Genomic DNA, 23,608 nt, shown 5'->3' with positions numbered 1-23,608 from the left:
GTGGTGCTGCCTGGCGCTGCGCGGCGCTGTGCTGTGCGGTGTGGCGGGGAGGCAGTCGTGCGGGGGTGCGCCATGAGCTTCGCCAGGGGGTGCGCCATGAGCGGTGCCAGGGGATGCGCCATGTGTGGCGTGTCAGGTGGTGCCGTGCGGTGCCATGTGGTGCCACCGTGGCGCTATCAGTGGGGGTGGTTCTCGGGCGGGTGGTTCTCCCGGCGCCGTCTTCTCTGGGAAAGTGCAGGTCAGAGGCGCATTGGCGAGCGGTGCGTCGATGTGGCTCGACGTGGTGCCAAATGTGTGCCACTATGGCGTCATGGATCTCACCCCCTACGTCGACCACCTCCGGCGGGAACTCGCCGTCTCCGCGGAGGCCGGCGGCGACGAAGCCCGGGCACTGGCCGAACGGCTCAGCGCCCCTCTGGAGTCCGCCGCCCGGCTGACCCTGCTCAATGTGCTCTCCGCGGCCATGGGCGAGGTCACCCGGGAGCTGGCTCCCGGTTCGGTCGATGTGCGGTTGCGCGGGCTCGATCCCGAGTTCGTGGTGACGCCGCCGCCCGCGCCCGAGCCGGTGCGGGAGGCGCAGGAAGCGGTCGCGGCTCCTGTCGCGGCCGTGCCGTCGGCGGCGGAGGCCGACGACGGGGCCATGGTGCGGATCAACCTCCGCCTGCCGGCCCATCTCAAGGGGCGCGCCGAGAGTGCCGCGGCGGCGGAGGGGCTGTCGGTCAACGCCTGGCTCGTGCGGGCCGTGTCCGTCTCCCTGGACGGCGGCGGGCGTGCGAGCGCACCGGGGCGCGGCAAGGATGCGGGCGGTCGCGGCGGCTTCACCGGTTGGGTCCGCTAGGGCGGGCCCCAGGGCCTGCCCCGTACCGCTTCACCGGCCGGTCGCCGATCCGGCCGACGACACCGATCACTCATCACTCATCACCGATCACCAAGCGCTGATCGTTCATCACTTACCGGGCCACTGGGCCAAGAGGACGGGACCGTCATGCCTTCTTTCGATACTCCTGAGCCGATCTCCGCCGTCATCGAGCTGGACGCCGGCACCGCCCGTATCACCGCCGGCAAGCGCACCGACACGGTCGTCGAGGTGCTGCCGGGCAACGGGTCCGACGAGGACGACGTCCGCGCCGTGCAGCAGACCCGGGTCTCCTGCTCGGGCGGTCGTCTCACCGTCAGAACCCCGAAGAAGCGGTCCCTGTTCGGGAAGCCGGGCACCGTCGTGGTCAGCATCGAACTGCCCGCCGGGTCCGATGTGCGCGGCACCTCCGCCCTGGGCGGCTTCTTCTGCGAAGGCCCGCTCGGGGAGGTGATGCTCACGACCTCGCTCGGCGACCTCCAGGTGGACCGGGCGGCCCGCGCCGAGCTCAGGACCGATCACGGGGACATCCGGCTGGAGCGTTCCGCCGGGGACGCCGAGGTCGTCGGGTCCGGGCGGATCGAGGTCGGCGCGGTCGCCGGGGCGGCGGTCGTGAAGAACAGCAACGGTACGACCGGGATCGACGAGGCCGGCGGTGAGCTGAAGGTCAACGCGGCCAACGGCGACATCTCCGTGGGCGTCGCGCACGGGGACGTCGTCGCCAAGTCCGCCAACGGGCGGATCGAGATCGGCGTCGCCCGTGCCGGGGTCGACGCGACCTCCTCCAACGGCCGCATCCGGGTCGGCGATGTGACCCGTGGCCGGATCGCCCTGCGCACCTCCGTGGGCGACCTCGAAGTGGGCATCCACGAGGGCACCGCCGCCTGGCTCGATCTGAACCCCAAGTTCGGCACCGTACGCAACGAACTCGGCGCCGCCGCCGGTCCCGAGGACTCCGACGAGACCGTCGAGGTGCATGCCCGGAGCGGGGCCGGCGACATCATCGTCCGCCGCGCCTGAGCCCGGCCGCACCCGCGCCCCTGCCGCGCACCTGAGCCCGGCCGAGCCTCGCCCGGCCCCGCCTGCGCCCGACTCCGTCCACGCCCGATCCACCGCTCGTGAAAGGGAATCAGCATGACTGTCATCCGGACCTCCGTGCCGCCGGCCGGCCCCGCCGCGGCGCAGGCGATCACCGCCACCGGGCTGCGCAAGTCCTACGGCGACAAGCTCGTGCTCGACGGCATCGACCTGTCGGTGCCCGAGGGCACCGTCTTCTCCCTGCTGGGCCCGAACGGCGCGGGCAAGACCACCGCCGTCAAGATCCTGTCCACGCTCGTCACCGCCGACGCCGGCGAACTGCGGGCCGGTGGACACGATGTGGCCGCCGACCCGCAGGCCGTACGGGCCGCGATCGGCGTCACCGGGCAGTTCTCCGCCGTCGACGGGCTGATCACCGGTGAGGAGAACATGCTGCTGATGGCGGACCTGCACCATCTGTCCCGGCGCGAGGGGCGGCGGGTCGCCGCCGAACTGCTGGAGCGCTTCGACCTGGTGGAGGCGGCGAAGAAGCCGGCCGCGGGCTACTCCGGCGGGATGAAGCGCCGGCTCGACATCGCCATGACGCTGGTCGGCTCGCCGCGGATCATCTTCCTCGACGAGCCGACCACGGGTCTGGACCCGCGGTCCCGCCACACCATGTGGGGGATCATCCGCGAACTGGTCGCCGGTGGTGTCACCGTCTTCCTCACCACCCAGTACCTGGAAGAGGCCGACGAGTTGGCCGACCGTATCGCCGTGCTGAACGACGGGCGGATCGCCGCCGAGGGCACGGCCGAGGAGCTGAAGCGGATCGTCCCCGGCGGGCACGTCCGGCTCCGCTTCACCGATCCGGACGTCTACCGGTCCGCCGCCTCGGCCCTGCGCGAGGCCGCGCGTGACGACCAGGCGTTGGCGCTGCGGCTTCCCAGTGACGGCAGTCCGCGTGAACTGCGGTCCGTCCTGGACTGGTTGGACTCGGCCGGGGTCGAGGCCGACGAGCTGACCGTCCACACCCCCGACCTCGACGACGTGTTCTTCGCGCTGACCGGCTCCGGCTCCGGCGCGTCCGCCCGTACCGACCAGCCGAAGGAGGCTGTCCGATGAGTTCGCTCGCCCTCGCCGCCCGTGACTCCACCACCATGCTGCGCCGTAACCTCCTGCACGCCCGGCGCTACCCGTCCCTCACCCTGAACCTGCTGCTCACACCTGTCATGCTCCTGCTGCTTTTCGTCTATGTCTTCGGCGATGTGATGAGCGCGGGCATCGGCGGCGGGGGCGCCGATCGCGCGGCCTACATCGCCTACATCGTGCCGGGTCTGCTGCTGATGACCGTCGGTTCCACGGTGGTCGGGACCGCCGTCTCCGTCTCCAACGACATGACCGAGGGCATCATCGCCCGCTTCCGCACCATGGCGATCCACCGCGGCTCCGTGCTCGTCGGGCACGTGGTCGGCAGTGTGCTGCAGAGCGTGCTGAGCGTGGTCCTGGTGGGCGCCGTCGCCGTGGCCATCGGCTTCCGGTCCGCCGACGCCTCGGCCGTGGAGTGGCTGGCCGCCTTCGGGCTGCTGGTGCTCTTCGCCACCGCCCTCACCTGGGTCGCCGTCGGCATGGGGCTGATCAGCCCGAACGCGGAGGCCGCCGGCAACAACGCCCTGCCGATGACCCTGCTGCCGCTGTTGTCCAGCGCCTTCATCCCGGTGGAGACGATGCCGGGCTGGTTCCGGCCGATCGCGGAGTACCAGCCGTTCACGCCGGCCATCGAGACCCTGCGCGGCCTGCTGCTCGGCAGCGAGATCGGCCACAACGGCTGGCTCGCCGTGGCGTGGAGCCTGGGGCTCGTGGTGCTCGGCTATGTCTGGGCCACCTCGAAGTTCGGCCAGGACCCGCGGTAGCCGACGGGAGGGTGCGGGGGCTGCGGCAGCCGACGGGAGGTGTGGGGGTGCGGTGAGGACCCGGGCCGATTTCTACCGAGGGGTAGGCGGCCCGGGATCCTTGTTATACCTTGCGTCTAACAAGCGGGTGGAGTGCTCGGGTGGCGGTGCGGGCCGTCGCCACCGCCTCCGTACGGCCCGTAACAGCACGGCTGTCGACGTACGCACATCACCACGACCAAGGATCACCGCACTCGACCCAAGGAGCCGCAGCATGGCCGGCAGCACCGTTCCGTCGAAGGTCCAGGACAGTCCCGAGGGCGACGACGTCGCGCGTCGGCTGCTCGACTCGGCCGCGCAGCTGGCGTACGACCCGGCCACCGAGGTGGACTGGGACACGCCGCTGGACAAGGAGTTCCACGGCGCGAGCCCGGAGTGGTGCAGCCTCTACGGCACCGCGTACTGGGGCGAGTTGACCGAGGCTCAGCGCAAGGAGCTCACCCGGCAGGAGGCGGCCTCGGTCGCCAGCACCGGGATCTGGTTCGAGATGATCCTCCAGCAGATGGTGCTGCGCGACATCTACATGAAGAACCCCGCGGGCGCGGAGTTCCAGTGGGCACTCACCGAGATAGCCGAGGAGTGCCGCCACTCGATCATGTTCGCGCGCGGCGCGCAGAAGCTCGGCGCCCCGCACTACCGGCCGCGGCGCGCGGTGATGGAACTGGGCCGCGCCTTCAAGACGCTGGCGTTCGGCGAGGCGGCGTACGCGGCGATCCTGGTCGCCGAGGAGGTCCTCGACGTGATGCAGCGGGACTGGATGCGCGACGAGCGGGTCGTGCCGTTCGTCCGCACCATCAACAACATCCATGTGGTGGAGGAGTCCCGGCACATGAAGTTCGCCCGGGACGAGACCCTCAAGCGGCTGGAGGGCGCGGGGTGGGCGCGGCGGCAGATCAACGCGTTCGTCGTCGCCGTCGCCTCGTACTTCATCGTGACCAGCATGGTGAACCCGGAGGTCTACCGGAAGGCCGGTCTCGACAAGCGCCGGGCGCTGGCCGCCGCGAAGAGCAACGCGCACCACAAGTCGATGATGCGGTCGAGCTGTTCGGGGCTGATGGACTTCCTGGCCTCCGCCCGGCTGCTCACCAAGCCCGCCCTCGCGTTCTACAAGCGCGCGAACCTGATCTGAGCCGGGGCCATGACCTACGCGATCACCCAGACCTGCTGCAACGACGCCACCTGTGTGGCCGTGTGCCCGGTCAACTGCATCCACCCGACGCCGGAGGAACGTGCCTTCGGCTCCACGGAGATGCTGCACATCGACCCCCGGGCGTGCATCGACTGCGGGGCCTGCGCGGACGCCTGCCCGGTGGACGCGATCTTCCCGGTGGACGCGCTGTCCGCCGGGCAGCGGGAGTACGCGGACATCAACGCCGCCTACTACGAGGGCGAGGAGCCGCCTTCGGCCGGCGACGAGGTCGACGGGCCCAACTTCCATGTGTGGGGCGAGCCGGTCTTCGAGCGCAGTCTGCCGTCCGACTTCGGGCCGCTGCGGGTGGCCGTCGTCGGTACCGGTCCCGCCGGGATGTACGCGGCACAGGATCTGCTGCTGCACACCGCCGCCGAGGTCACCCTGATCGACCGGCTGCCGGTGGCCGGCGGACTGGTCCGGTACGGGGTGGCCCCCGACCACCCCGCGACCAAGAAGGTCGGCGACACCTTCTCGCGCTTCCACTCCCACCCCCGGGTCCGGATGCACCTGGGCATCGAGGTGGGCCGGGACGTCACCGCCGAGGAGCTGTCCGCCCACCACGACGCGGTGATCTACGCGGTCGGCGCGTCCACGGACAAGCGGCTCGGGGTGCCGGGTGAGGACGGTCCGGGGTGTGTCTCCGCGACCTCGTTCGTGGCCTGGTACAACGCCCATCCGGAGGCCGTCGCGCAGGGCGTCGATCTGTCGGCCGAGCGGGTCGTGGTGGTGGGCAACGGCAATGTCGCACTCGACGTGGCCCGGATCCTGGTCGCCGACCCGGACGCGCTCGCGGGCACCGACATCGCCGCCCACGCGCTGGAGGCCCTGCGGGCGAGCCGGGTCCGGGAGGTGGTGGTGCTGGGGCGGCGGGGTCCCGAGGACGCCGCGTACACCCGTTCCGAACTCCTCGCGCTGAAGCATCTGCCGGGCGTGGAGCTGGCCGTGGACGACCACGATCCGCGTACGGGCGCGTCGATCGACGCGGCGGCCGGGGCGGACGACCGGGCCGGGGTGCTGCGGGGGCTGCCCCGGGTCCGGACGGACGCCGCGTCCCCCGCGCGGGGTGAGCGCCGTATCGTGCTCCGCTTCCACTCCGAGGTCGTGGAGATGCGGGGTGAGGGCGGCGGGGTGCGCTCCGTACGGGTCACGGACGGCAGCGGCGGCGGGGGCGGTACGGCGGACCTGGGCGCCGGGCTGTTGCTGCGGGCCATCGGCTACCGGGGGCTGCCGGTCCCCGGGCTGCCGTTCGACGAGGCCTCCGGCACCGTCCCGCACGAGGGCGGCCGGGTCGCCGGGCTGCCCGGCAGCTATGTGGTCGGCTGGATCAAGCGGGGGCCGTCCGGCGGGATCGGCGCCAACCGCACCTGTGCGGCCGAGACGGTCGGCACGCTCCTGGCCGACGCGGTCGCCGGGACGCTGCCCGCCCCGACGGGCGACGGCAAGGCCTTCCGGCGGCTCGCCCGCCGGCGCAACCGCCGGGTCGTGGACGCCCGCGGACTGGCCGCGATCGACCGTGCCGAACGGGACCGGGGGCGGCTCGACGGGCGGCCCCGGGTGAAGCTCGCCACCGTCGAGGAGCTGGTCGCCACGGCGAGGTCGGGGCGGCTGCTGCGGCTGGGCCGCTGACGTACGCCCGTAGCGCCACCGTACGAAATGCGGCCCGGGGCCCGGCGGTTCACCCCGCCGGACTCCAGACCCTTGGGCTTTGGGCCTTGGGCCGCAGCCCGTCCCGGTACCCGTCCTCGTACGCGTACCGCTCAGGCCTTGGTCCGCGAAACCTCCGAGGCGTCCCGCGTCCCCGTCGGTCCGGTCGCGGCGGCGGGCGGAAGGAGCGCGGTCGCCGGGCGTACGGGGATGAGGGCGGCGACGACCGCGGCCGCGAGGCCCACCCCGCAGCCGATCAGCATCGCGATGCGGAAGCCGTCCTGCGAGGCCAGTGCGAAGCCGCCGAAGTCCGTGGTCATCCGGGCCAGGACCACGCCGATCACCGCCGCCGCGAAGGACGTGCCGATCGAGCGCATCAGGGAGTTGAAGCTGTTCGCCGACGCGGTCTCGGACTGCGGCACCGCGCCCATGATGAGCGCGGGCATCGCCCCGTACGCGAAGCCGACGCCGGAGTTGCAGACGAGGGTGACGAGCAGCAGGCTCCACGGGGAGTCCGCGCCGATCAGCGGTACGGACAGGCCGTAGCCGGCCGCGATGAGCAGGCTGCCGACGGCCAGGGTGACCTTCGGGCCCTTCGCGGCGGACAGCTTCGCGCCGACCGGGGACATCGCCATCATCATCAGGCCCGCCGGGGCCATCCACAGGCCCATCGCGAGCATCGACTGCCCCAGGCCGTAGCCGGTGGCCTCGGGCAGCTGGAGCAGCTGGGGCACGACCAGGGACTGGGCGTACATCGCGAAGCCGACCAGGATCGAGGCGGTGTTGGTCATCAGGACCTGGGGGCGGGCGGTGACGCGCAGGTCGACCAGCGGGTCGCTCAGCCGCAGCTCCCACCAGCCCCAGGCGGGCAGCAGCACCACCACGGCGGCGAACAGACCGAGCGTGGTCGCGCTGGCCCAGCCCCAGTCGGCGCCCTTGGAGACGGCGAGCAGCAGGCAGATGAGGGCGGCGCCGAGGCCGACGGCCCCGAGCAGGTCGAAGCCGCCGGACCTGGCGGCCGGGCGGTCCCCGGGGACCAGGGCCACGATCAGCGCGCCGACCGCCACGGCCAGCACGGCGACCACCCAGAACAGCACCCGCCAGCTGGTGTTCTCCGCGATGGCGGCGGCGAACGGCAGGCCCAGCGCGCCGCCGACGCCCATCGAGGCGCTCATGATCGCGATGGACGGGCCGAGCTTCTCGGCCGGTACGACATCACGCAGCAGGCTGATGCCGAGCGGGACGACGCCCATGCCCAGGCCCTGGAGTCCGCGCCCGGCGATCATCGGGACCACCGACGAGGACAGGGCGCAGACCACCGAGCCGAGGACCAGCGGGACGAGCGAGAGCAGCAGCATGCGCCGCTTGCCGTACATGTCGCCGAGCCGGCCGGCGACGGGCGTGGCCACGGCGGCGGCCAGCAGGGTGGCGGTGATCACCCAGGAGGCGTTCGACGCGGAGGTGTCGAACAGCTTCGGCAGCTCCGCGATCAGCGGCACCACCAGGGTCTGGGTGAGCGCCGCCACGATGCCGGCGAAGGCCAGGATGCCGACCACGCCTCCCGGGCGGGCTGCGGGGGGTGAACTCTCCACGGGTACTGCTCCCTCTCGCCCTTCCGGGCGGGTCGGCGGATGTGCCTTCGGTGGTGTGCCTCGGTGTTGTGCCTTCGGCGTTCGACTATGCAAGATACATGGAATGTGCATCATGCATAGTGAATGCATCATGCACATCTATCGTGATAGTCCTGGTCAACGAAGGAAGAGCGCGTGGACAAGCCCATCGACCGGATCGAGCGCGAGACCATGCTGCTCGGCCGGTACATGCACATGGTCACCCCGCGCGTGGACTGGCAGCTCGACCGCTCCGCCTACATCCTGCTCAGCCGGATCCAGGCCGAGGGGCCCATGTCCATCGGCCAGCTCGGCGACGCTTTCCGGCTGGACGCCTCCACGCTCAACCGGCAGACCGCCGCGATGCTGCGGGCCGGGGTCGTCGAGCGCATCCCGGACCCCGAGGGTGGGATCGCCCGGAAGTTCGCCATCACCGAGGACGGTGAACGCCGCCTCGACAGCGACCGGAGCAGGAACGTGGCGGGCCTCGCCAAGGTTCTCGCCGACTGGACCCCGGAGGAGGCCGAGCAGCTCGCCGCCTCCCTCAGCCGGCTGAATCTCTCCATCGAACGGCTCGACGGACGGCCCTGGCCCCGCGACTGACCGCCGGGCCCCGGCCGACCTCCTTCAGGTCAGTGGCGGCCCGCGATACGGTCCGCGATCTGTGCGATGCGGTCGGTGCCGGGGCGCGGCGAGGTGGTCTCGCGGCGGTCGGCGGCGCGGTAGGCCGTGTACATGCCGTGGACGCCGAGCCAGCGGAAGGGCTCCGGCTCCCAGCGGCGGACCTTGTGGTCGACCCAGGGCAGGGCGGTGAGATCCGTCGGGCCCGCCTGGCCGGAGTCCTGCTGGATCAGGTCGCGCAGGGTGCGGGCGGCGAGGTTGGCGGTGGCGACGCCCGAGCCGACGTAACCGCCCGCGTATCCCAGGCCGGTGGAGCGGTCCAGGGTGACCGTGGCGCACCAGTCGCGCGGGACGCCGAGGACGCCGGACCAGGCGTGGTCGATGTGCGCGCCCGCCGCGGTGGGGAAGAGCCGGACCAGCAGATCGCGCAGCGCGGCCACCGTCGCGGGCCGGGTGCGGCCGTCGTTGTCGGTGGCCGAGCCGAAGCGGTACGGGTAGCCGCGGCCGCCGAGCGCGATGCGGTCGTCGGCGGTGCGCTGGGCGTAGAAGTAGGCGTGGGCCATGTCGCCGAGGGTCTCGCGGCCCTCCCAGCCGATGGTGTCCCAGATCCGGGCGGGCAGCGGCTCGGTGACGATCATGGAGGAGTTCATCGGGAGCCAGGTGCGCTTCTGGCCCTTGAGGCTCGCGGTGAAGCCCTCGGTGCAGCGCAGGACGTACGGGGCGCGGACCGTGCCGTACGGGGTGACGGCGTGCTTGGGCTTGATCTCGGTGACCGGCGTCGACTCGTGGATGGTGACGCCGAGCGCCTCCACCGCGTCCGCCAGGCCCTTGACCAGCTTGGCCGGGTGCAGCCGGGCCCCGTGCGGGGTCCAGGAGGAGCCGACGGCCCCGGTGACATGGACGCGCTCGGCGGTCTCGCGCGCTCCGCGCAGGACCCGGTCGGTCTCCCCGAAGGCGATCTCCACGCTGTGGAAGTCCTTGAGCCGGGCGAGCTGGGCGGGGGTGTGGGCCACCTCCAGGACGCCGCCCTGGTGGATGTCCGCGTCGATCTTCTCCTCGGCGGCGGCCCGGACGACCTCCCCGACCGTCTCGTTCATCGCCTTCTGGAGCCGTACGGCGGCCTCGTGGCCGTGCAGCTTGGCGTACCGGTCGCGGCCCGCGATGCCGTTGTACAGCCAGCCGCCGTTGCGGCCGGAGGCCCCGTAACCGCAGAACTTGGCTTCCAGGACGGTGATGTTGAGGAAGGGGACGGCCTTCTTCAGGTAGTACGCCGTCCAGAGGCCGGTGTAGCCGCCGCCGACGATGCAGACGTCGACGCTCGTGTCGCCGGGGAGGGGTTCGCGCGGGGCGGGGGTGCCCTCCTGCGCGTACCAGAACGATATGCCGCCGACGACGGTACTGACGGTGCTCATGATGCCCCTGGTGTCCCTGCCCGGTCCGGTGCGATGCCGAGCGTATGTGTGGCGGGACGTTACTGCGCGCGGGGCCGTTCCGTCTTCCGGAGCCGGTGGGCTCCCCGAAATGCGCGTGCCCCGGTGAGGCGCGCCTCCCTAGGATCGGCTGCGTGATCGACATTCCCGAGGAACTCGCCGAGACCCAGTCCCGCTTCAACGGAGTAGCCGGGCGGGCGTTCGTCGCCGGTCTGCCGGACCTCGCCGCGCGGCTGCTGGAGCGGTGGGGGCTGCGGCTGGATGGCCCGTCGATGTACGGGATGTGCGCGCTGGTCCTGCCGGTGGTGCGGGAGGCGGACGGGCGGCCCGCCGCGTTGAAGCTCCAGGCGGTGGACGAGGAGACGGCGGGCGAACCGGTCGCCCTGCGGGCCTGGTCGGCGGCGGGCGCGGGGGCGGTGGAACTGCTCGACCACGACCCGGAGAGCGGTGCGCTGCTGCTGGAACGGCTCGACGAACGGCGGCCGTTGTCGGGCGAGACCGACGTACGGGAGGCGGTGAAGGTCCTCGGTTCGGTGCTGGCCCGGCTGGTGGCGGTGCCCGCGCCCGAGGGGCTGCGCACGCTGGGCGGGGTGGCGGAGCGGATGCTCGCGGAGGCGCCGGAGCGGGTGGGCCTGCTGCCCGACGCGGCGGACCGGCGGCTGCTCGCCGACTGCGCGGCGGCGGTACGGGAGGTCGCGGGCGAGCCGGGGGACCGGCTGCTGCACTGGGACCTGCACTACGACAACGTCCTGGCCGGGCGTGCGGACGCGGGGCGGGCGGGGGAGTGGATCGCGCTCGACCCGAAGCCGCTGGCGGGCGACCCGGGCTTCGAGCTGTTCCCGGCGCTGGACAACCTCTTCGACGCGGACGAGGTGGTGTGGCGGTTCGACGCGTTGACGGAGGCGCTGGGCCTGGAGCGGGACCGGGAGCGGGCGCGGGCCTGGACGCTGGGCCGGGTGCTCCAGAACGGGCTGTGGGGGGCCGAGGAGGGAAAGGTCCGGCTCGCCCCGGACCACGCGGAGATCGCGCGGCGGCTGCTGGGGCGGTGAGGCTGCCCGCCGCCGCCGGCGGACGCCCGGGGAAACGCGGTGTGGCGGGGGCCGTGAGCTGTTTACGCTGCGCCCATGATCCGTACCGCCACACCCGAAGACATCCCCGCCCTGCACGCCCTCGTGCGTGAACTCGCCGCGTACGAGAAGGCCCTCGACGAGGTCGTCGCCTCCGAGGCGCAGTTGGCCGAGGCCCTGTTCGGCGACCGGCCCGCCGCGTACGCGCATGTGGCGACGGCCGACGACAACGGCGGGGACAGCGCCGAGGTCATCGGCTTCGCCCTGTGGTTCCTCAACTTCTCCACCTGGCGAGGTGTGCACGGCATCTATCTGGAGGACCTGTACGTCCGACCCGAGCGGCGCGGCGGCGGCCACGGCAAGGCGCTGCTGGCGGAGCTGGCCCGGATCTGCGTGGAGCGCGGGTACGAGCGGCTGGAGTGGTCGGTGCTCGACTGGAACGCCCCGTCCATCGCGTTCTACGAGTCGCTGGGCGCGCGCCCGCAGGACGAGTGGACGGTGTACCGGCTGACGGACGGGGCGTTGGCGAGCCTCGGGGGCGGCGGCACCCACTAGCCGAGGCCCCGGGGCCGTCACGGCTCCAGGACGACCTTGCCCATCGTGCCCCGGGTCTCCAGCGCCCGATGGGCGGCGGCGGCCTCGGCCAGCGGGAAGCGCTGCACGGCGGGCCGCAGCCGGCCGGCCGCCGCCTCGGCGAGGGCGCGGGTCTCCAGGGCGCGCAGGCCGCCGCCCCGCTCGATCATCCGCGGCCCGAGGACGGACCCGGAGGTGATGGAGCGTTCGGCGAGTTCCTCGGCGGTGAAGGAGAGCGGGCCGCCGTCGGGCCCCTGACCGGACCAGCCGTAGACGACGTGCTGTCCGCCGGGCCCGAGGAGGTCGACGGCGGCGCGGGCGGTGGTTCCGCCGACGGAGTCGTAGACGACGGTGGCGCGCAGGCCCGCCGCGTCGAGGAAGTCACGGGCGTGGCGCGGCCAGTCGGGGCGGGTGTAGTCGAGCGCGAGGTCGGCGCCCTCGCCCTCGGCCCGTGCCACCTTCGCCGGGCCGCCGGCCAGGGCGATCACGGTGGCGCCGGCGTTCTTCGCGTACTGGACGACGAGCGTGCCGATGCCGCCCGCCGCCGCGGTCACGACGACCACGGACCGAGGGGTGAGCGGGGTGGACGCGAGGATGCCGAGCGTGGTGCGGCCAGTACCGATCATGGCGACGGCCTCGGCGGCGCCGAGCCCTTCGGGAATCTCGTGGAGCCGGTCGGCCTCGGTGACGGTGAGTTCGGCGTAGCCGCCCGGCGCCATGCCGATGTGGGCGACGACGCGCTTGCCGAGCCAGCCGGCGTCCACGCCCTCGCCCACCGACTCGACGGTGCCGGCGACCTCACGGCCGGGAACGGTCGGGAGGTCGAGGGGCGCCGGGTAGGGGCCGGTACCCCCTTCCCGCAGGATCGTGTCCAGGAGGTGCACGCCGGCCGCGGCCACGGCGACACGGACCTGGCCGGGGCCGGGGACGGGGTCCTCGGTCCTCTCGTGCACGAGGTTCTCGGCGGGGCCGAAGGCGTGAAGGCGTACGGCGTGCATGAAGGCTCCCTCGGGGCGGTGGGGCGGGCTGCGGCCCCGGCCCCCGGACGGCGGGGCGGGGCTGCTGCTCCCAGCCTCGTACCTCAGGTCCGGTTGAGGTCAACCCCGGATCCGGAGCGCCGTCCGGCCGCCTTCACGGCGAGCATCGCGGCTTCGAGGCCGCTGGTGAAGGAGACCTCGCTGAGGAGCCCGGGGGCGGCGACCTGGTCGCCCGCCAGGAAGACGCCGTCGCCCCGGACCACGGAGGGCCGGTCCCGCCAGGTGGCGCCGGGGCGGTCGACGGCCCCGGTGCGGCCGTCGGCGAGCGCCTCGACGCGCCAGGTGGTGCGCTCCCGCCAGCCGGGGAAGCCGAGGTCGAGGAGGTCCTCGGCGCGGGCGGCCCCCTCCGCCCGGCGCGCGTCGGGGCCGATCGGGAACTGCCCCTGGAGGAGCTGCTCGCCGGCCGGGGCGAGGCCCGGGTCCTGGGCGGTGAACCGTTCCAGCCAGCCGGGCGCGTCCAGGTCCGACACGACGAACGCGTCACCGCGCCGGGTGCGCAGGGCCAGGTCCACCAGGACGGTGCGGCCGCTCTCCCAGGTGAGGGAGGCGTCGGCGAGGAGGGTGCGGGCGGAGTCGAGGGAGGTGGCGACGACCACCGGCCCGGTACGGGCCAGCTCGCCGAGCCTCCGGGTGTCGACCCGGGCGCCCGCCTCGACGGCCACTCCCAGGCCGCGGGCGTGCGCGGCCATCCGCTCGATGAGCCGCGCCCAGCCGCCGACCGGGTAGCGGGCCTCGGGCGGGAGCGAGGCGAGGCGGCGGAAGCGCTCCTGGACGAACCGGGCGGAGAGCGCGCCGGGGTCGTGGTGGAAGAGGGCGGTGGCGGCGAAGTTCGCGGCGGCCCGGGCGCCCTCCTCGCCGATCTGTCCGGTGGCCCAGCTGCGGAAGTCGGCGTCCACGGGCGCGGTGCGGGCGCTGCGCCGGGCGAGCCGCAGCAGGGCGACGGGCGGGACCCGGCGGGCGGCCCCGTCGCGGCGGAACCGGAACCGGAGGCCGTCGAGGGGCGGTACGGAGACGACCGGCCCGAGCAGATCGCGCCGGGCCAGCCAGGTCCAGTGCGGGCCGCGCCGGTACAGGGCGTGCGGGCCCTCGTTGGCGCGGTGGGGGCCGTCCGTGGTCCTGGCCCGGCCGCCGAGGGTCCGGTGGCCCTCGTGCAGGGTGACCCGGGCGCCGGATTCGGCCGCGGTGATCGCGGCGGTGAGCCCGGCGAGGCCGCCGCCGATGACGTGGATCTGCTCCATGGCTGGAACTCCTTCGCTTCTTTGATGATGCGACGGATCGGGGGCGGCGGCGCGTGACATGGGGCGCGGGGGCGTTGTCAGTGGGGTACGTCACGATGGGCGCATGGCAACGAGTGCGGGCAGGACGGCAGGGGCGGCCAGGTCGGCCAGGGGCAGGAAGGAGACCGTCGCGGCGGCGCGGCGTCCGGAGGTGCGGCTGCCGCCGCTCGTTCCGTACGACGGCGAGGGCCTGGAGCCGGACGGCGACTACGACGGGCTGCGGTTCGACGGGGTGGACCTGGCGGACGCGTCGGGGCGCGGTGCGCGGTTCATGGACTGCGCCCTGGACCACTGCGCCCTGGACCGTACGGAGCTGGCGCGGGCCCGCTTCATCGACGCGGTGCTGACGGGCGTACGGGGCGTGGGCACGGACCTCGCCGAGGCGTCGCTGCGGGACGTGGAGGTGGTGGACGCGCGGCTGGGCGGGGTGCAGCTGCACGGTGCGGTGCTGGAGCGGGTGGTGGTGCGCGGCGGCAAGATCGACTACCTGAATCTGCGCAAGGCCCGGCTGAAGGACGTCGTCTTCGAGGGCTGCGTGCTCTCCGAGCCGGACTTCGGGGACGCGCATCTGGTCCGGGTCGAGTTCCGGGACTGCGTGCTGAAGCGGGCGGACTTCAGCAGCGCCCGGATGGATGCGGTGGACCTGCGCGCGGTGGCCGAGCTGGACATCGCCCGGGGCGTGGACCGGCTGGCGGGCGCGGTGATCAGCCCGGCCCAGCTGATGGAGCTGGCCCCGGCGTTCGCGGCGCAGATCGGGGTGCGCGTGGAGGCGTGAGGGAGGGGGCGGGGCCTCAGATACGGGGGAAGCGGGCCTGGAGGTCCCAGATCACGGGGTTGTCGGCCAGGCCGTCGTGCAGGTCGGCCAGGTCGGCGATCAGATCGTGCAGGAAGTCGCGGGCCTCGCGGCGCAGCAGGGAGTGACCGAAGGTGAGCGGCGGCTCGTCACCGGGCATCCAGTCCGCCTCGACGTCGACCCAGCCGAAGCGCCGCTCGAAGATCATGACGTCCGAGGACTCGGTGAAGTCCAGCTCCGCGTACTGCCGCCGGTGCGAGCGGTTGCCGCGCGGGTCCTGGTCGATCTGCTCGACGATGTCGCACAACGCCCACGCGAAGTCGAGCACCGGCACCCATCCCCAGGCTGTGGACACCTCGCGGTCCGCCTTGGTGTCCGCGAGGTAGACGTCACCGGAGAACAGATCGTGCCGCAGCGCCCGGACGTCCGCGCGGCGGTAGTCGGTCTGCGGGGGATCGGGGAAGCGGCGGGAGAGGGAGTAGCCGATGTCGAGCACGGGTCGATGGTGTCATGCCGGTTCGGGGCGGGCCGCCACGAACGGGTGAAGCGCTGCGGCGGCTGACCCGTCGGACACGGCGGCTACGGCAGCAGCCGCTGTTCCTTCGCCACCGACACCGCGCCCGCGCGGGTGTCGACGCCGAGCTTGTCGTAGATGCGGCCCAGGTGGGTCTTGACCGTGGCCTCGCTGATGAACAGGGCGCGGGCGATGTCGCGGTTGCCGAGGCCCTGGGAGAGCTGGGCCAGGATGTCGCGTTCGCGGTCGGTGAGGGTGGGGCGGGGGCTGCGCATGCGGGCCATGACCCGGCTGGCGACCGGGGCCGAGAGGGTGGTGCGGCCCTGGGCGGCGGAGCGGATGGCGGCGAAGAGCTCCTCCGGGCGTTCCGCCTTCAGCAGGTAGCCGGTGGCGCCCGCCTCGATGGCGCGGGTGATGTCGGCGTCGGTGTCGTACGTGGTCAGCACCAGGACGTGGACCGTGCCGTCGGCCGCAATGCGGCGGGTCGCCTCGACGCCGTCGATGCCCTCGCCGAGCTGCAGGTCCACGAGGACGACGTCCGGGGTGAGGCGGGCGGCGAGCACCACGGCCTCCTCGCCGCTGCCCGCCTCGCCGACGACCTCGATGTCCGGTTCGCTGCCGAGGAGCGCGAGCAGTCCGGCGCGGACGACCACGTGGTCGTCGCAGAGCAGGATCCGTACGGGGGGCGTCTGCGGGGCCTGGCCGGTCATGCGGGTTCCTCCGGGGTGGTGGGGAGCGGGACCTCGGCGGAGAGCACCGTGCCCTCGCCCGGCGCCGACTCGATCGTGAGCGTTCCGCCGAGCTGGTGCACGCGGGCCCGGATCGCGGGGAGGCCGTGGCCCCGGACGCCGGCCGTCGGGCGGGGGCCGCCGGGCTCCACGGTGAAGCCGCGGCCGTTGTCGCCGACGTCCAGGACCACCCGGTCGCCGAGGTGGGTCAGGGTCAGCCCGGCGGCGCTCGCCCCGGAGTGCTCCCGCACATTGGCCAGGGCCCCCTGGGCGATGCGCAGCAGGGCGGACTGCACCCGGTCCGGCAGCGGGGCGTGCGGGGTGCCCTCCACATGGCAGTGGACGGTGAGCGCGCCCGCCGCCTGGGCGCTCTCGCGGGCCGCCAGCGCGTGCAGGGCCGCCTCCAGGCCGCCGCCCTCCGCCAGGTCGGCCGGGGCCAGGTCATGGACGAAGCGGCGGGCCTCGGCGAGGTTGCGTTCCGCGATGCCGGTGGCCGTACGGACGTGGCGGCGGGCGGCGTCCGGGTCGGCGGTCCAGGTGCGGTCGGCCGCCTGGAGCAGCATCTGCTGGCTGGACAGGCCCTGCGCCAGGGTGTCGTGGATCTCCATGGAGAGCCGCTGGCGCTCGGCGAGCGTGCCTTCGCGCCGCTCGGTGGCGGCCAGTTCGCGCCGGGTGCGGAGCAGGTCGTCGATCAGCTCGCGCTGGCGGGCGGCCAGTTCCCGCTGGCGTACCGCCTGGCGTTGCATATGGACGAAGACGGCGGTCGCCACGGCCGCCACGGCGGGCGGGGCCAGCACCAGGTTCGGGTCGAAGCCGGTGGCCAGGCGCAGTTGCGCGGCCACCACGAACGCGGTGAGCAGGGCCACCAGCGCGAGGGCCGCGCGCGGCGGCAGGATCCGCAGCCCGGTGTAGAAGAGCGGCACCGCGCACCACGCGAAGCTCGGCGCGAGCACGACCAGCACCATCCAGACGAGGACGAGCACGCCGAGCCAGGTGAGCCGGCGCGGGGTGGGGCGCGAGCCGAGGACGGGGCCCAGGAGGTACAGCACGGCCAGGGTGATCGACAGGGCGATGATCCACGGGGTGCGGGCCTCGCCGGGGTGCCGCATCAGGAACCGGGTCAGCGAGGCGCCCAGCAGCAGGAAGAACGCGGCGTGCATGAGGAGCGCGAGCCAGCGGGCGTCGGGGTCGGACCCGGAGATCCCGGAGCCCTCGGCCACCTCCGGCGAACCGCTGCGGTGCTCCACCACGTCCCTCACGTTCCGTCGCTGACCTGCGTAAACCTCTCCATGGTGACCCGATCCGGTCACCCCCGCATCAACCGATCGGCTGATGGGGGCGTCGACCGTCCCGCCCGCCGCTTCCAGCCGGTACGTCGACCGTACGGGGCCGCATCCGCCGGGAGGATCGATACCAGAGCGAAACGCCCGGACACCTCCGGACCGCCTCGCACCCCGAACCCCCGGGCCGCCCCCGGATCACCAAGGAGCCACCATGAAGAAGCTGTCGCTGCGCACCCGTGTCGTCACCGGCGCCGTCGTCGTCGCCGCCCTCGGGGCCGGCACCTTCGGCGCGATGTCCGCGAGCGCCTCCTCCCCGGCGGCCGCCCCGGCCGCCGCGGTCAAGGCCGACACGAGCAACCGCAACCTGCAGCAGACCACCCACCTGACCGTCGCCGCCGCCACCAAGGCCGCGCAGGCCACGCTGGACGCGGCGAAGAAGGAGAACCAGCGGGTCTCCGTCGCGGTCGTCGACCGCAACGGCAACACCATCGTCACCCTGCGCGGCGACGGCGCGGGCCCGCAGTCCCCCGAGTCCGCGGTGAAGAAGGCGTACACCGCCGTCTCCTGGAACGCCCCCACCTCCGAGCTGGTCAAGCGCCTGGAGCAGGCCCCGAACCTGAAGGACATCCCCGGCACCCTCTTCCTCGGCGGCGGCGCGCCGGTCCAGGTCAAGGGCGCCCCGGTGGCGGGCATCGGGGTGGCCGGCGCGCCCAGCGGCGACCTCGACGAGAAGTTCGCCCAGGCGGGCGTCGCCGCCCTCGCCCGGTAGCCATCTCCGCACGACCGACGGGAACGGAGTACCCATGAACGCCCTCGATCACGACCTCCTCACCGCCGCACGCACCGGCGACACCGACCGCGTGCGCACCGCGATCGAGGGCGGCGCCCGGGTCGACGTCCGCGACGAGGAGTTGCGTACGCCGCTGCTCCTCGCGGTCCACGGCGACCACGTCGAGGCGGCCCGGCTGCTCGTGGCCGCCGGAGCCGACCCGAACGCGCAGGACCGGCGCGAGGACAGCCCGTGGCTGGCCACCGGGGTCACCGGCAGCGTCGCGATGCTGCACGTGCTGCTGCCGGCCGGCCCGGACCTGACCCTGCGCAACCGGTTCGGCGGCACCTCCCTCATCCCGGCGAGCGAACGCGGCCATGTCGCGTACGTACGGGAGGTGCTGCGGGTCACCGACATCGACGTCGACCACGTCAACCGGCTCGGCTGGACCGCCCTGCTGGAGGCGGTGATCCTCGGCGAGGGCGGGCTCGCGCACCAGCAGGTCGTGGAGCTGCTGCTCGCGGCCGGGGCGACCCGGGACCTGCCGGACGGCGACGGGGTCACCCCGCTCGCCCACGCCGAACGACGCGGCTTCGCCGAACTCGCCGCCTTGCTGCGGACCGCCGCATGACCGCGCCCCGCGGCCCCCGAGCCGCCACCGGGGCGCCCGGCCCCCGCACCGCCTCCCGTACGGCCCCGGGCCCCCGCGTCCGCCGCCTCGCCCTCGGCCTGCTCGCCGCCGCCCTGCTCGCCGGGTGCGCGTCCGGCACGACGGAGGCGGCGCCGGGCGCGGCCACCCCCGACACCTCCGCCGCGTCCGGCGCCGTCGCGGCCCCCGACCCCTCCCGCGCCCCCGAAGGCCGCACCCTCGAAGGCACGCTCCTCGTCGCCGACTTCGGCAGCGACACCGTGACCTTCGTCGACCCGGGCCGGGACGGTTCCGGCGAGGGCGGGGCCCCCGTCGCCTCGGTGAAGGTCGGCACCGCGCCCTACGGCCTCGTCGTCGGCGAGGACGGGCGGGCCTGGGTCGCCACCGCCGAGGGCGTCGCGGTCGTCGACACGCGGCAGCGGACCCGGCTCGCGCTCGTCCCGTACGCGACGGAGTCCGGCCCGGTCACCACCGGCGAGTACCGGGGCGGCGGCATGGGCATCGCCCTGGCCCCGGACGGGAAGCACGTCTACGTCGGGGTCAACGTGCCCGGCGAGGACGGCGCGGTCGAGGTCATCGACACCGCGACCCGCGAGGTCACCGGCACCGCGCCGGTCGGCATGCGCCCCTTCGACGTCGACGTGTCGCCGGACGGCCGCGAGGTGTACGCCACCGGTCACGACTCCTTCGACGTGACGGCGGTCGACGCGGACTCGCTGAAGACCCGGCGCATGGAGGTCGCCCCGTACGGCACCGAGGGCGGGCTCGGCTCCTGGCTGAAGCCGCACTACGCCGTCGTACGCCCCGCCGACGGCAAGCTGCTGCTGCCCTTCGAGGGGGAGCGGCTGGCCGTACTCGACCCGCGCACCGGGAAGGTGACGATCGAACGGATGACCGCCGACACCCACCAGCACGGCGCGGCCCTCGCCCCGGACGGCACCCTCCTCGTGGTCGGCACCGGCCCGATCGGTCCGGACGACGAGGACCCCTCGCTCACCGTCCGTACCCCCGACGGTCGGGAGCGGATCGTTCCGCTGGACGGTCCGCACGAGGACGTGGCGGTGTCCGATGACGGCGGAACGGCGTACGTCACCGGCGGTTTCACCCGCGACGGGTACGGGAACGGCATCACGGTCGTCGACCTGGACGACGAGGAGAGTGAGCCGGTTCGGCTGACCGCAGGCAACCGGCCGCTCGGTATCGCCGTCCTCTGAGCTGGAGCCGCCCGTTCTTCCCCCGAGGCGGGCGGCTCCGCACGGTCCCGGGCCGCGGCACGACAGGCCCTACGATCGACCGGGTGAATCGCCCGCGCCCGGCCCGTCGCCGCACCGCCACCGCCCCCGTGCTCCTCGCCCTCGCCCTGCTCGGCGGGGGCTGTTCGGGCGGGGTCGAGGGCACTCCGGGCGCGGTCGGGCTGCGCGATCCGTACTTCCCCGGGCTCGGCAACGGCGGCTACGACGTCACCCATTACGGCCTGGAGCTCGACGTCGACCCGGCCGCCGGCCGGTTGCGCGGCACGGCCACGATCACCGCCCGCGCCACCCAGGACCTGAGCGCCTTCCACCTCGACCTGCTCGGGCTCGACGTCGAGAGCGCCACCGTCGAGGGCCGCCGGGCCGCCGTGAACCGGGCGGGCAAGGAGCTGACGCTGCGTCCGGCGCCCGGGGCCGAGAGCCGGCTGCGCAAGGGGCGCACGTTCACCGCCGTCGTGCGCTACTCCGGCTCCCCGCTGACCGTCACCGACCCGGACGGGTCGAAGGAGGGCTGGCTGCCGACGGCGGACGGCGCGGTCGCCCTCGGCGAGCCGACCGGGTCCATGGCCTGGTTCCCCGGCAACCACCACCCGAGCGACAAGGCCGCGTACGACATCGGGATCACCGTGCCCGAGGGGCTCGCCGCGATCTCCAACGGCGAGCTGGTGTCACGGCGTACGGCGCACGGGCGCACCGCCTACCGCTGGCGGACCGCCGAGCCGATGGCGAGCTATCTGGCGACCGTCGCCGTGGGCCGGTTCGCCACCGAGGAGTCGGTGACCCCCGACGGCGTCCGGCTGTTCACCGCCGTGGACCCGGAGTCGGCCGCCGCGAGCGAGGACGTGCTGGCGCGGATGCCGGCCGTGCTGAAGTGGGCGGCCGGGAAGTTCGGCCCGTACCCGTTCTCCTCTGCGGGGGCGATCGTCGAGCGGACGGGTGACTCCTCGTACGCCCTGGAGACCCAGAACCGGCCTGTCTACCCCGGCCCGCCCGACACCGCGCTGCTCGTCCACGAGCTGGCCCACCAGTGGTTCGGGAACTCCGTCACCCCGAAGACCTGGCGGGACATGTGGCTGAACGAGGGCTTCGCGACGTACGCGGAGTGGCTCTGGGCCGCCGACCACGAGGACGTACCCGTCGAGGAGAGCTTCCGGGAGGCGTACGAGGACGACGCGAACTGGGCCTTCCCGCCCGCCGATCCGCCGACCGCCGCCGAGCTGTCCGAGCCGCCGGTCTACGGGCGCGGGGCGATGGCCGTGCACCGGATCCGGCTCGCGGTCGACGACGACGCGGCATTCTTCGCCCTGGTCAGGGGGTGGACGCAGAAGTACCGGCACGGCAACGCCGCCACCGACGACTTCACCGCGTACGTGGAGGAGGAGACCGGGCGGGATCTCGGCAGACTGTGGGACGCCTGGCTGTACGGCGGAAGCCGGCCGCCCCTGGAGGGCTGACCGGCTTCCGTGTTCCGTACGGCCGGGGTTACTTGACGTTGACCCCGGTCCAGGTGGCCGAGACCGCCTTCAGCTCCTCGCTGTCCGCGCCGAACAGGTCGGTCGCCGCCTTCTCGGTCGCGACGCGCGCGCCCGCGTAGTCGGTGGTGGAGGTCATGTAGACGGAGAGGGCCTTGTACCAGATCTGGTAGGCCTTCTCGCGGCCGATGCCCGTGAGCGTCGAGCCGTCGGAGGTCGGGGAGTCGTAGTCGACGCCGTTGATCGTCTTCTTTCCGCTGCCCTCGGCGAGCAGGTAGAAGAAGTGGTTGGCGACGCCGGAGGAGTAGTGGACGTCGATGTCGCCGAGGTTCTCGTCCCAGTAGTCCGCCGAGCTGCCGTCCTTGCTCGGCTGGTCCATGTAGCGCAGCGGGCTGCCGTCGCCGTTGATGTCGATCTTCTCGCCGATGAGGTAGTCGCCGGCGTCCGAGGCGTTGTCGGCGAAGAACTCCACCGAGGCGCCGAGGATGTCGCTGGTCGCCTCGTTGAGGCCGCCGGACTCGCCCGCGTAGTCCAGGTTGGCGGTGGCGGAGGTGAGCCCGTGGGTCATCTCGTGGGCCGCGACGTCGATCGAGGTGAGCGCGTTCTTGTTGCCCTCGCCGTCGCCGTACGTCATGCAGAAGCAGCTGTCGTCCCAGAAGGCGTTGACGTAGGACTCGCCGTAGTGGACCCGGGAGTAGGCGGCCTTGCCGTCGCCCGCGATGCCGTCGCGGCCGAGCGCCGTCTTGTAGAAGTCCCAGGTCTTCGCCGCGCCGTAGTGGGCGTCGACGGCGGCGGTCTGCCGGTCCTCGCCGGTGCCGTCGCCCCAGGTGTCGTCGTCGTCCGTGACGAGGTCGCCGGTGCCGGAGGAGCCCTGGTTCAGGTCGTACGTCTTGTGCCCGCCGCGGTCGCCGTCGGTCAGCTCGAAGCCGGAGTCGCTCTTCGTGGTGGTGAGCTCGACCTCGCCGCTGTACTGGCTGTTGCCGGTGCCGGTCTCGATCGCCTCGTAGCTGTGCAGCTTCTTGCCGGTCGTGGCGTCGGTGATGGTGTGGACGCGGCTGGGCGTGCCGTCCTTCTGCACACCGGTCTTGACGGTCTCCCAGGCGAGGACGGGCGATCCGCCGCCCGCGTAGATCACCTTGCGGGCACTGGCCGCGGCCTTCAGCTTCGGCGTCGTCGACGCCACGGCTATCTTCGCCTTCGTCGCCTTGTCCACGCTCTTGAGCGTGCCGTCGGCGGCGGTGTGGGTGACGAGGTCGCCGCCGAGGACGGGCAGGCCGTCGTAGGTGCGCTCGTAGCGGGTGTGGACCGTGCCCGAGGCGTCCTTGATGACGTCGCGGACGACCAGCTTCTCCTGGCCGCCGAGCTTCAGGGCCTTCGCCGCCGAAGAGACCTCCGCCTGCGCCGACTTGATGGCCGTGGCGCGCTGCGCCGAGGGGTTCACGCCGAGGGCGGCGGCCGTGGAGGGCGTCTTCGCCGTGGTACGGGCGTCGTCGTCGCCGGGGGTGGCGACGGCGGATCCGGCCTGGACACCGGCGACCACCATCGCGGCGACCGCCGCGAGTGCTGCGAGCCGACGGGTGCCCCGGGTACGGGAGTTGTGGGGGGTGGTGTGGAGGTTCATGTGTGTTCTCCGTTGGTCGTCCTGTGGGGGGACTACGAGCGGAGAGCGTGCCATCAAATGTGCGAAGTTGACGGTGTGCCGACAATTACCTCACATTTTTTTGACCACTTCTTGTACGAATGGAGTGCTGTGCTGTCCGGTATTCGGTGAAGTGGCGGGTTTTCTCGGGCGGTGCGGTGCGGTGCGGTGCGGTGCGGTGCGATGTGTGGAGCGCTTGGCCTGACGGTGGTTCACACAGGCCGGAGCCCCC

22 protein-coding genes are annotated in these 23,608 nt (G+C 73.3%); 14 read left to right on the top strand and 8 right to left on the bottom strand.

Annotation, left to right across the window (positions count from 1 at the left end; all coding sequences use genetic code 11):
• Positions 1-310 precede the first annotated feature (310 nt).
• The 6 genes from KV381_RS16210 to KV381_RS16185 all read left to right on the top strand — a co-directional run bounded on the left by KV381_RS16210 (position 311) and on the right by KV381_RS16185 (position 6,643).
• On the top strand, positions 311-838 hold the full coding sequence (locus KV381_RS16210; protein ID WP_030078249.1) for a toxin-antitoxin system HicB family antitoxin: 528 nt from the start codon (positions 311-313) through the stop codon (positions 836-838).
• Between the two features lie 147 nt (positions 839-985).
• Positions 986-1,876: a DUF4097 family beta strand repeat-containing protein gene (locus KV381_RS16205; RefSeq protein WP_193463834.1), complete on the top strand. Its 891-nt coding sequence runs from the start codon at positions 986-988 to the stop codon at positions 1,874-1,876.
• Positions 1,877-1,990: 114 nt separating this feature from the next.
• Positions 1,991-2,998 carry an ATP-binding cassette domain-containing protein gene (locus KV381_RS16200; RefSeq protein WP_218785463.1) on the top strand — a complete coding sequence of 336 codons (1,008 nt, stop codon included), beginning with the start codon at positions 1,991-1,993 and terminating at the stop codon, positions 2,996-2,998.
• Positions 2,995-3,786 (top strand): ABC transporter permease, encoded by a 792-nt coding sequence (locus KV381_RS16195; protein ID WP_218785461.1) that lies wholly within the window; start codon positions 2,995-2,997, stop codon positions 3,784-3,786. The genes KV381_RS16200 and KV381_RS16195 overlap by 4 nt, the downstream gene beginning before the upstream one ends.
• 253 nt (positions 3,787-4,039) lie before the next feature.
• Positions 4,040-4,954, top strand: a complete 915-nt coding sequence (locus tag KV381_RS16190; RefSeq protein WP_086777171.1) for a diiron oxygenase — start codon at positions 4,040-4,042, stop codon at positions 4,952-4,954.
• 9 nt (positions 4,955-4,963) lie between these two features.
• Positions 4,964-6,643 carry an FAD-dependent oxidoreductase gene (locus KV381_RS16185; protein ID WP_086777172.1) on the top strand — a complete coding sequence of 560 codons (1,680 nt, stop codon included), beginning with the start codon at positions 4,964-4,966 and terminating at the stop codon, positions 6,641-6,643.
• 131 nt (positions 6,644-6,774) lie between these two features.
• Here the strand turns inward: KV381_RS16185 and KV381_RS16180 are convergent, their stop codons facing one another.
• Positions 6,775-8,253: an MFS transporter gene (locus KV381_RS16180; protein WP_030078238.1), complete on the bottom strand. Its 1,479-nt coding sequence runs from the start codon at positions 8,251-8,253 to the stop codon at positions 6,775-6,777.
• 174 nt (positions 8,254-8,427) lie between these two features.
• Here KV381_RS16180 and KV381_RS16175 point away from each other — a divergent pair, with 174 nt between their 5' ends.
• Positions 8,428-8,874 carry a MarR family winged helix-turn-helix transcriptional regulator gene (locus tag KV381_RS16175; RefSeq protein ID WP_086777173.1) on the top strand — a complete coding sequence of 149 codons (447 nt, stop codon included), beginning with the start codon at positions 8,428-8,430 and terminating at the stop codon, positions 8,872-8,874.
• A 29-nt stretch (positions 8,875-8,903) separates the two neighbouring features.
• Here KV381_RS16175 and KV381_RS16170 read toward each other — a convergent pair whose 3' ends face one another.
• Positions 8,904-10,304: an FAD-binding oxidoreductase gene (locus KV381_RS16170; protein ID WP_086777174.1), complete on the bottom strand. Its 1,401-nt coding sequence runs from the start codon at positions 10,302-10,304 to the stop codon at positions 8,904-8,906.
• A gap of 152 nt (positions 10,305-10,456) precedes the next feature.
• On the opposite strand from KV381_RS16170, the gene KV381_RS16165 reads away from it, so the two are divergent.
• Complete coding sequence (locus KV381_RS16165) at positions 10,457-11,371, top strand: aminoglycoside phosphotransferase family protein (protein ID WP_030078232.1); 915 nt, start codon at positions 10,457-10,459, stop codon at positions 11,369-11,371.
• Positions 11,372-11,446: 75 nt separating this feature from the next.
• The gene (locus KV381_RS16160) at positions 11,447-11,944 is read left to right on the top strand and encodes a GNAT family N-acetyltransferase (RefSeq protein ID WP_086777175.1); all 498 of its coding nucleotides are present in this window, start codon (positions 11,447-11,449) and stop codon (positions 11,942-11,944) included.
• A 17-nt stretch (positions 11,945-11,961) separates the two neighbouring features.
• On the opposite strand, the gene KV381_RS16155 is transcribed toward KV381_RS16160, so the two are convergent.
• Both KV381_RS16155 and KV381_RS16150 read right to left on the bottom strand, forming a co-directional pair.
• Positions 11,962-12,960 (bottom strand): zinc-binding dehydrogenase, encoded by a 999-nt coding sequence (locus tag KV381_RS16155; RefSeq protein ID WP_086777176.1) that lies wholly within the window; start codon positions 12,958-12,960, stop codon positions 11,962-11,964.
• Positions 12,961-13,043: 83 nt separating this feature from the next.
• Entirely contained in the window at positions 13,044-14,237 is a 1,194-nt protein-coding gene (locus KV381_RS16150; RefSeq protein ID WP_098026313.1) for an NAD(P)-binding protein, read from the bottom strand.
• Between the two features lie 103 nt (positions 14,238-14,340).
• On the opposite strand from KV381_RS16150, the gene KV381_RS16145 reads away from it, so the two are divergent.
• Entirely contained in the window at positions 14,341-15,051 is a 711-nt protein-coding gene (locus KV381_RS16145) for a pentapeptide repeat-containing protein (RefSeq protein ID WP_030078224.1), read from the top strand.
• 16 nt (positions 15,052-15,067) lie between these two features.
• Here the strand turns inward: KV381_RS16145 and KV381_RS16140 are convergent, their stop codons facing one another.
• The 3 genes from KV381_RS16140 to KV381_RS16130 form a co-directional block, all read right to left on the bottom strand.
• Positions 15,068-15,565, bottom strand: coding sequence for a hypothetical protein (locus tag KV381_RS16140; RefSeq protein ID WP_030078222.1), 498 nt, complete (start codon positions 15,563-15,565; stop codon positions 15,068-15,070).
• 83 nt (positions 15,566-15,648) lie between these two features.
• Complete coding sequence (locus KV381_RS16135) at positions 15,649-16,293, bottom strand: response regulator transcription factor (RefSeq protein WP_218785459.1); 645 nt, start codon at positions 16,291-16,293, stop codon at positions 15,649-15,651.
• On the bottom strand, positions 16,290-17,561 hold the full coding sequence (locus tag KV381_RS16130) for a sensor histidine kinase (RefSeq protein ID WP_373461040.1): 1,272 nt from the start codon (positions 17,559-17,561) through the stop codon (positions 16,290-16,292). The genes KV381_RS16135 and KV381_RS16130 overlap by 4 nt, the downstream gene beginning before the upstream one ends.
• Before the next feature lie 244 nt (positions 17,562-17,805).
• On the opposite strand from KV381_RS16130, the gene KV381_RS16125 reads away from it, so the two are divergent.
• The 4 genes from KV381_RS16125 to KV381_RS16110 all read left to right on the top strand — a co-directional run bounded on the left by KV381_RS16125 (position 17,806) and on the right by KV381_RS16110 (position 21,719).
• A complete protein-coding gene (locus KV381_RS16125) occupies positions 17,806-18,363 on the top strand; it encodes a heme-binding protein (RefSeq protein ID WP_030078214.1) in 558 nt (185 codons plus the stop codon).
• Positions 18,364-18,397: 34 nt separating this feature from the next.
• On the top strand, positions 18,398-18,994 hold the full coding sequence (locus KV381_RS16120) for an ankyrin repeat domain-containing protein (RefSeq protein ID WP_218785458.1): 597 nt from the start codon (positions 18,398-18,400) through the stop codon (positions 18,992-18,994).
• Complete coding sequence (locus KV381_RS16115; protein WP_218785456.1) at positions 18,991-20,226, top strand: YncE family protein; 1,236 nt, start codon at positions 18,991-18,993, stop codon at positions 20,224-20,226. The genes KV381_RS16120 and KV381_RS16115 overlap by 4 nt, the downstream gene beginning before the upstream one ends.
• An 83-nt stretch (positions 20,227-20,309) precedes the next feature.
• Complete coding sequence (locus KV381_RS16110; protein ID WP_218785455.1) at positions 20,310-21,719, top strand: M1 family metallopeptidase; 1,410 nt, start codon at positions 20,310-20,312, stop codon at positions 21,717-21,719.
• A gap of 28 nt (positions 21,720-21,747) precedes the next feature.
• Here the strand turns inward: KV381_RS16110 and KV381_RS16105 are convergent, their stop codons facing one another.
• On the bottom strand, positions 21,748-23,358 hold the full coding sequence (locus tag KV381_RS16105; protein WP_218785453.1) for a M4 family metallopeptidase: 1,611 nt from the start codon (positions 23,356-23,358) through the stop codon (positions 21,748-21,750).
• Between the last annotated feature and the right edge of the window lie 250 nt (positions 23,359-23,608).

This window comes from Streptomyces sp. WY228 (assembly GCF_019287315.1).
Classification (GTDB): Bacteria; Actinomycetota; Actinomycetes; order Streptomycetales; family Streptomycetaceae; genus Streptomyces; species Streptomyces caviscabies.
The sequence above is the reverse complement of the archived record's forward strand: the minus strand, read 5'-3'. Positions and strand labels throughout refer to the sequence as shown.

What these genes read in the sequence shown, in the direction of transcription:
- KV381_RS16185 (WP_086777172.1), top strand. Translation starts at nt 4,964, where the DNA reads ATGACCTACGCGATCACCCAGACCTGCTGCAACGACGCCACCTGTGTG.
- KV381_RS16120 (WP_218785458.1), top strand. Translation starts at nt 18,398, where the DNA reads ATGAACGCCCTCGATCACGACCTCCTCACCGCCGCACGCACCGGCGAC.
- KV381_RS16200 (WP_218785463.1), top strand. Translation starts at nt 1,991, where the DNA reads ATGACTGTCATCCGGACCTCCGTGCCGCCGGCCGGCCCCGCCGCGGCG.
- KV381_RS16115 (WP_218785456.1), top strand. Translation starts at nt 18,991, where the DNA reads ATGACCGCGCCCCGCGGCCCCCGAGCCGCCACCGGGGCGCCCGGCCCC.
- KV381_RS16210 (WP_030078249.1), top strand. Translation starts at nt 311, where the DNA reads ATGGATCTCACCCCCTACGTCGACCACCTCCGGCGGGAACTCGCCGTC.
- KV381_RS16155 (WP_086777176.1), bottom strand. Translation starts at nt 12,960, where the DNA reads ATGCACGCCGTACGCCTTCACGCCTTCGGCCCCGCCGAGAACCTCGTG.
- KV381_RS16205 (WP_193463834.1), top strand. Translation starts at nt 986, where the DNA reads ATGCCTTCTTTCGATACTCCTGAGCCGATCTCCGCCGTCATCGAGCTG.
- KV381_RS16150 (WP_098026313.1), bottom strand. Translation starts at nt 14,237, where the DNA reads ATGGAGCAGATCCACGTCATCGGCGGCGGCCTCGCCGGGCTCACCGCC.
- KV381_RS16190 (WP_086777171.1), top strand. Translation starts at nt 4,040, where the DNA reads ATGGCCGGCAGCACCGTTCCGTCGAAGGTCCAGGACAGTCCCGAGGGC.
- KV381_RS16195 (WP_218785461.1), top strand. Translation starts at nt 2,995, where the DNA reads ATGAGTTCGCTCGCCCTCGCCGCCCGTGACTCCACCACCATGCTGCGC.
- KV381_RS16135 (WP_218785459.1), bottom strand. Translation starts at nt 16,293, where the DNA reads ATGACCGGCCAGGCCCCGCAGACGCCCCCCGTACGGATCCTGCTCTGC.
- KV381_RS16170 (WP_086777174.1), bottom strand. Translation starts at nt 10,304, where the DNA reads ATGAGCACCGTCAGTACCGTCGTCGGCGGCATATCGTTCTGGTACGCG.
- KV381_RS16105 (WP_218785453.1), bottom strand. Translation starts at nt 23,358, where the DNA reads ATGAACCTCCACACCACCCCCCACAACTCCCGTACCCGGGGCACCCGT.
- KV381_RS16125 (WP_030078214.1), top strand. Translation starts at nt 17,806, where the DNA reads ATGAAGAAGCTGTCGCTGCGCACCCGTGTCGTCACCGGCGCCGTCGTC.
- KV381_RS16160 (WP_086777175.1), top strand. Translation starts at nt 11,447, where the DNA reads ATGATCCGTACCGCCACACCCGAAGACATCCCCGCCCTGCACGCCCTC.
- KV381_RS16145 (WP_030078224.1), top strand. Translation starts at nt 14,341, where the DNA reads ATGGCAACGAGTGCGGGCAGGACGGCAGGGGCGGCCAGGTCGGCCAGG.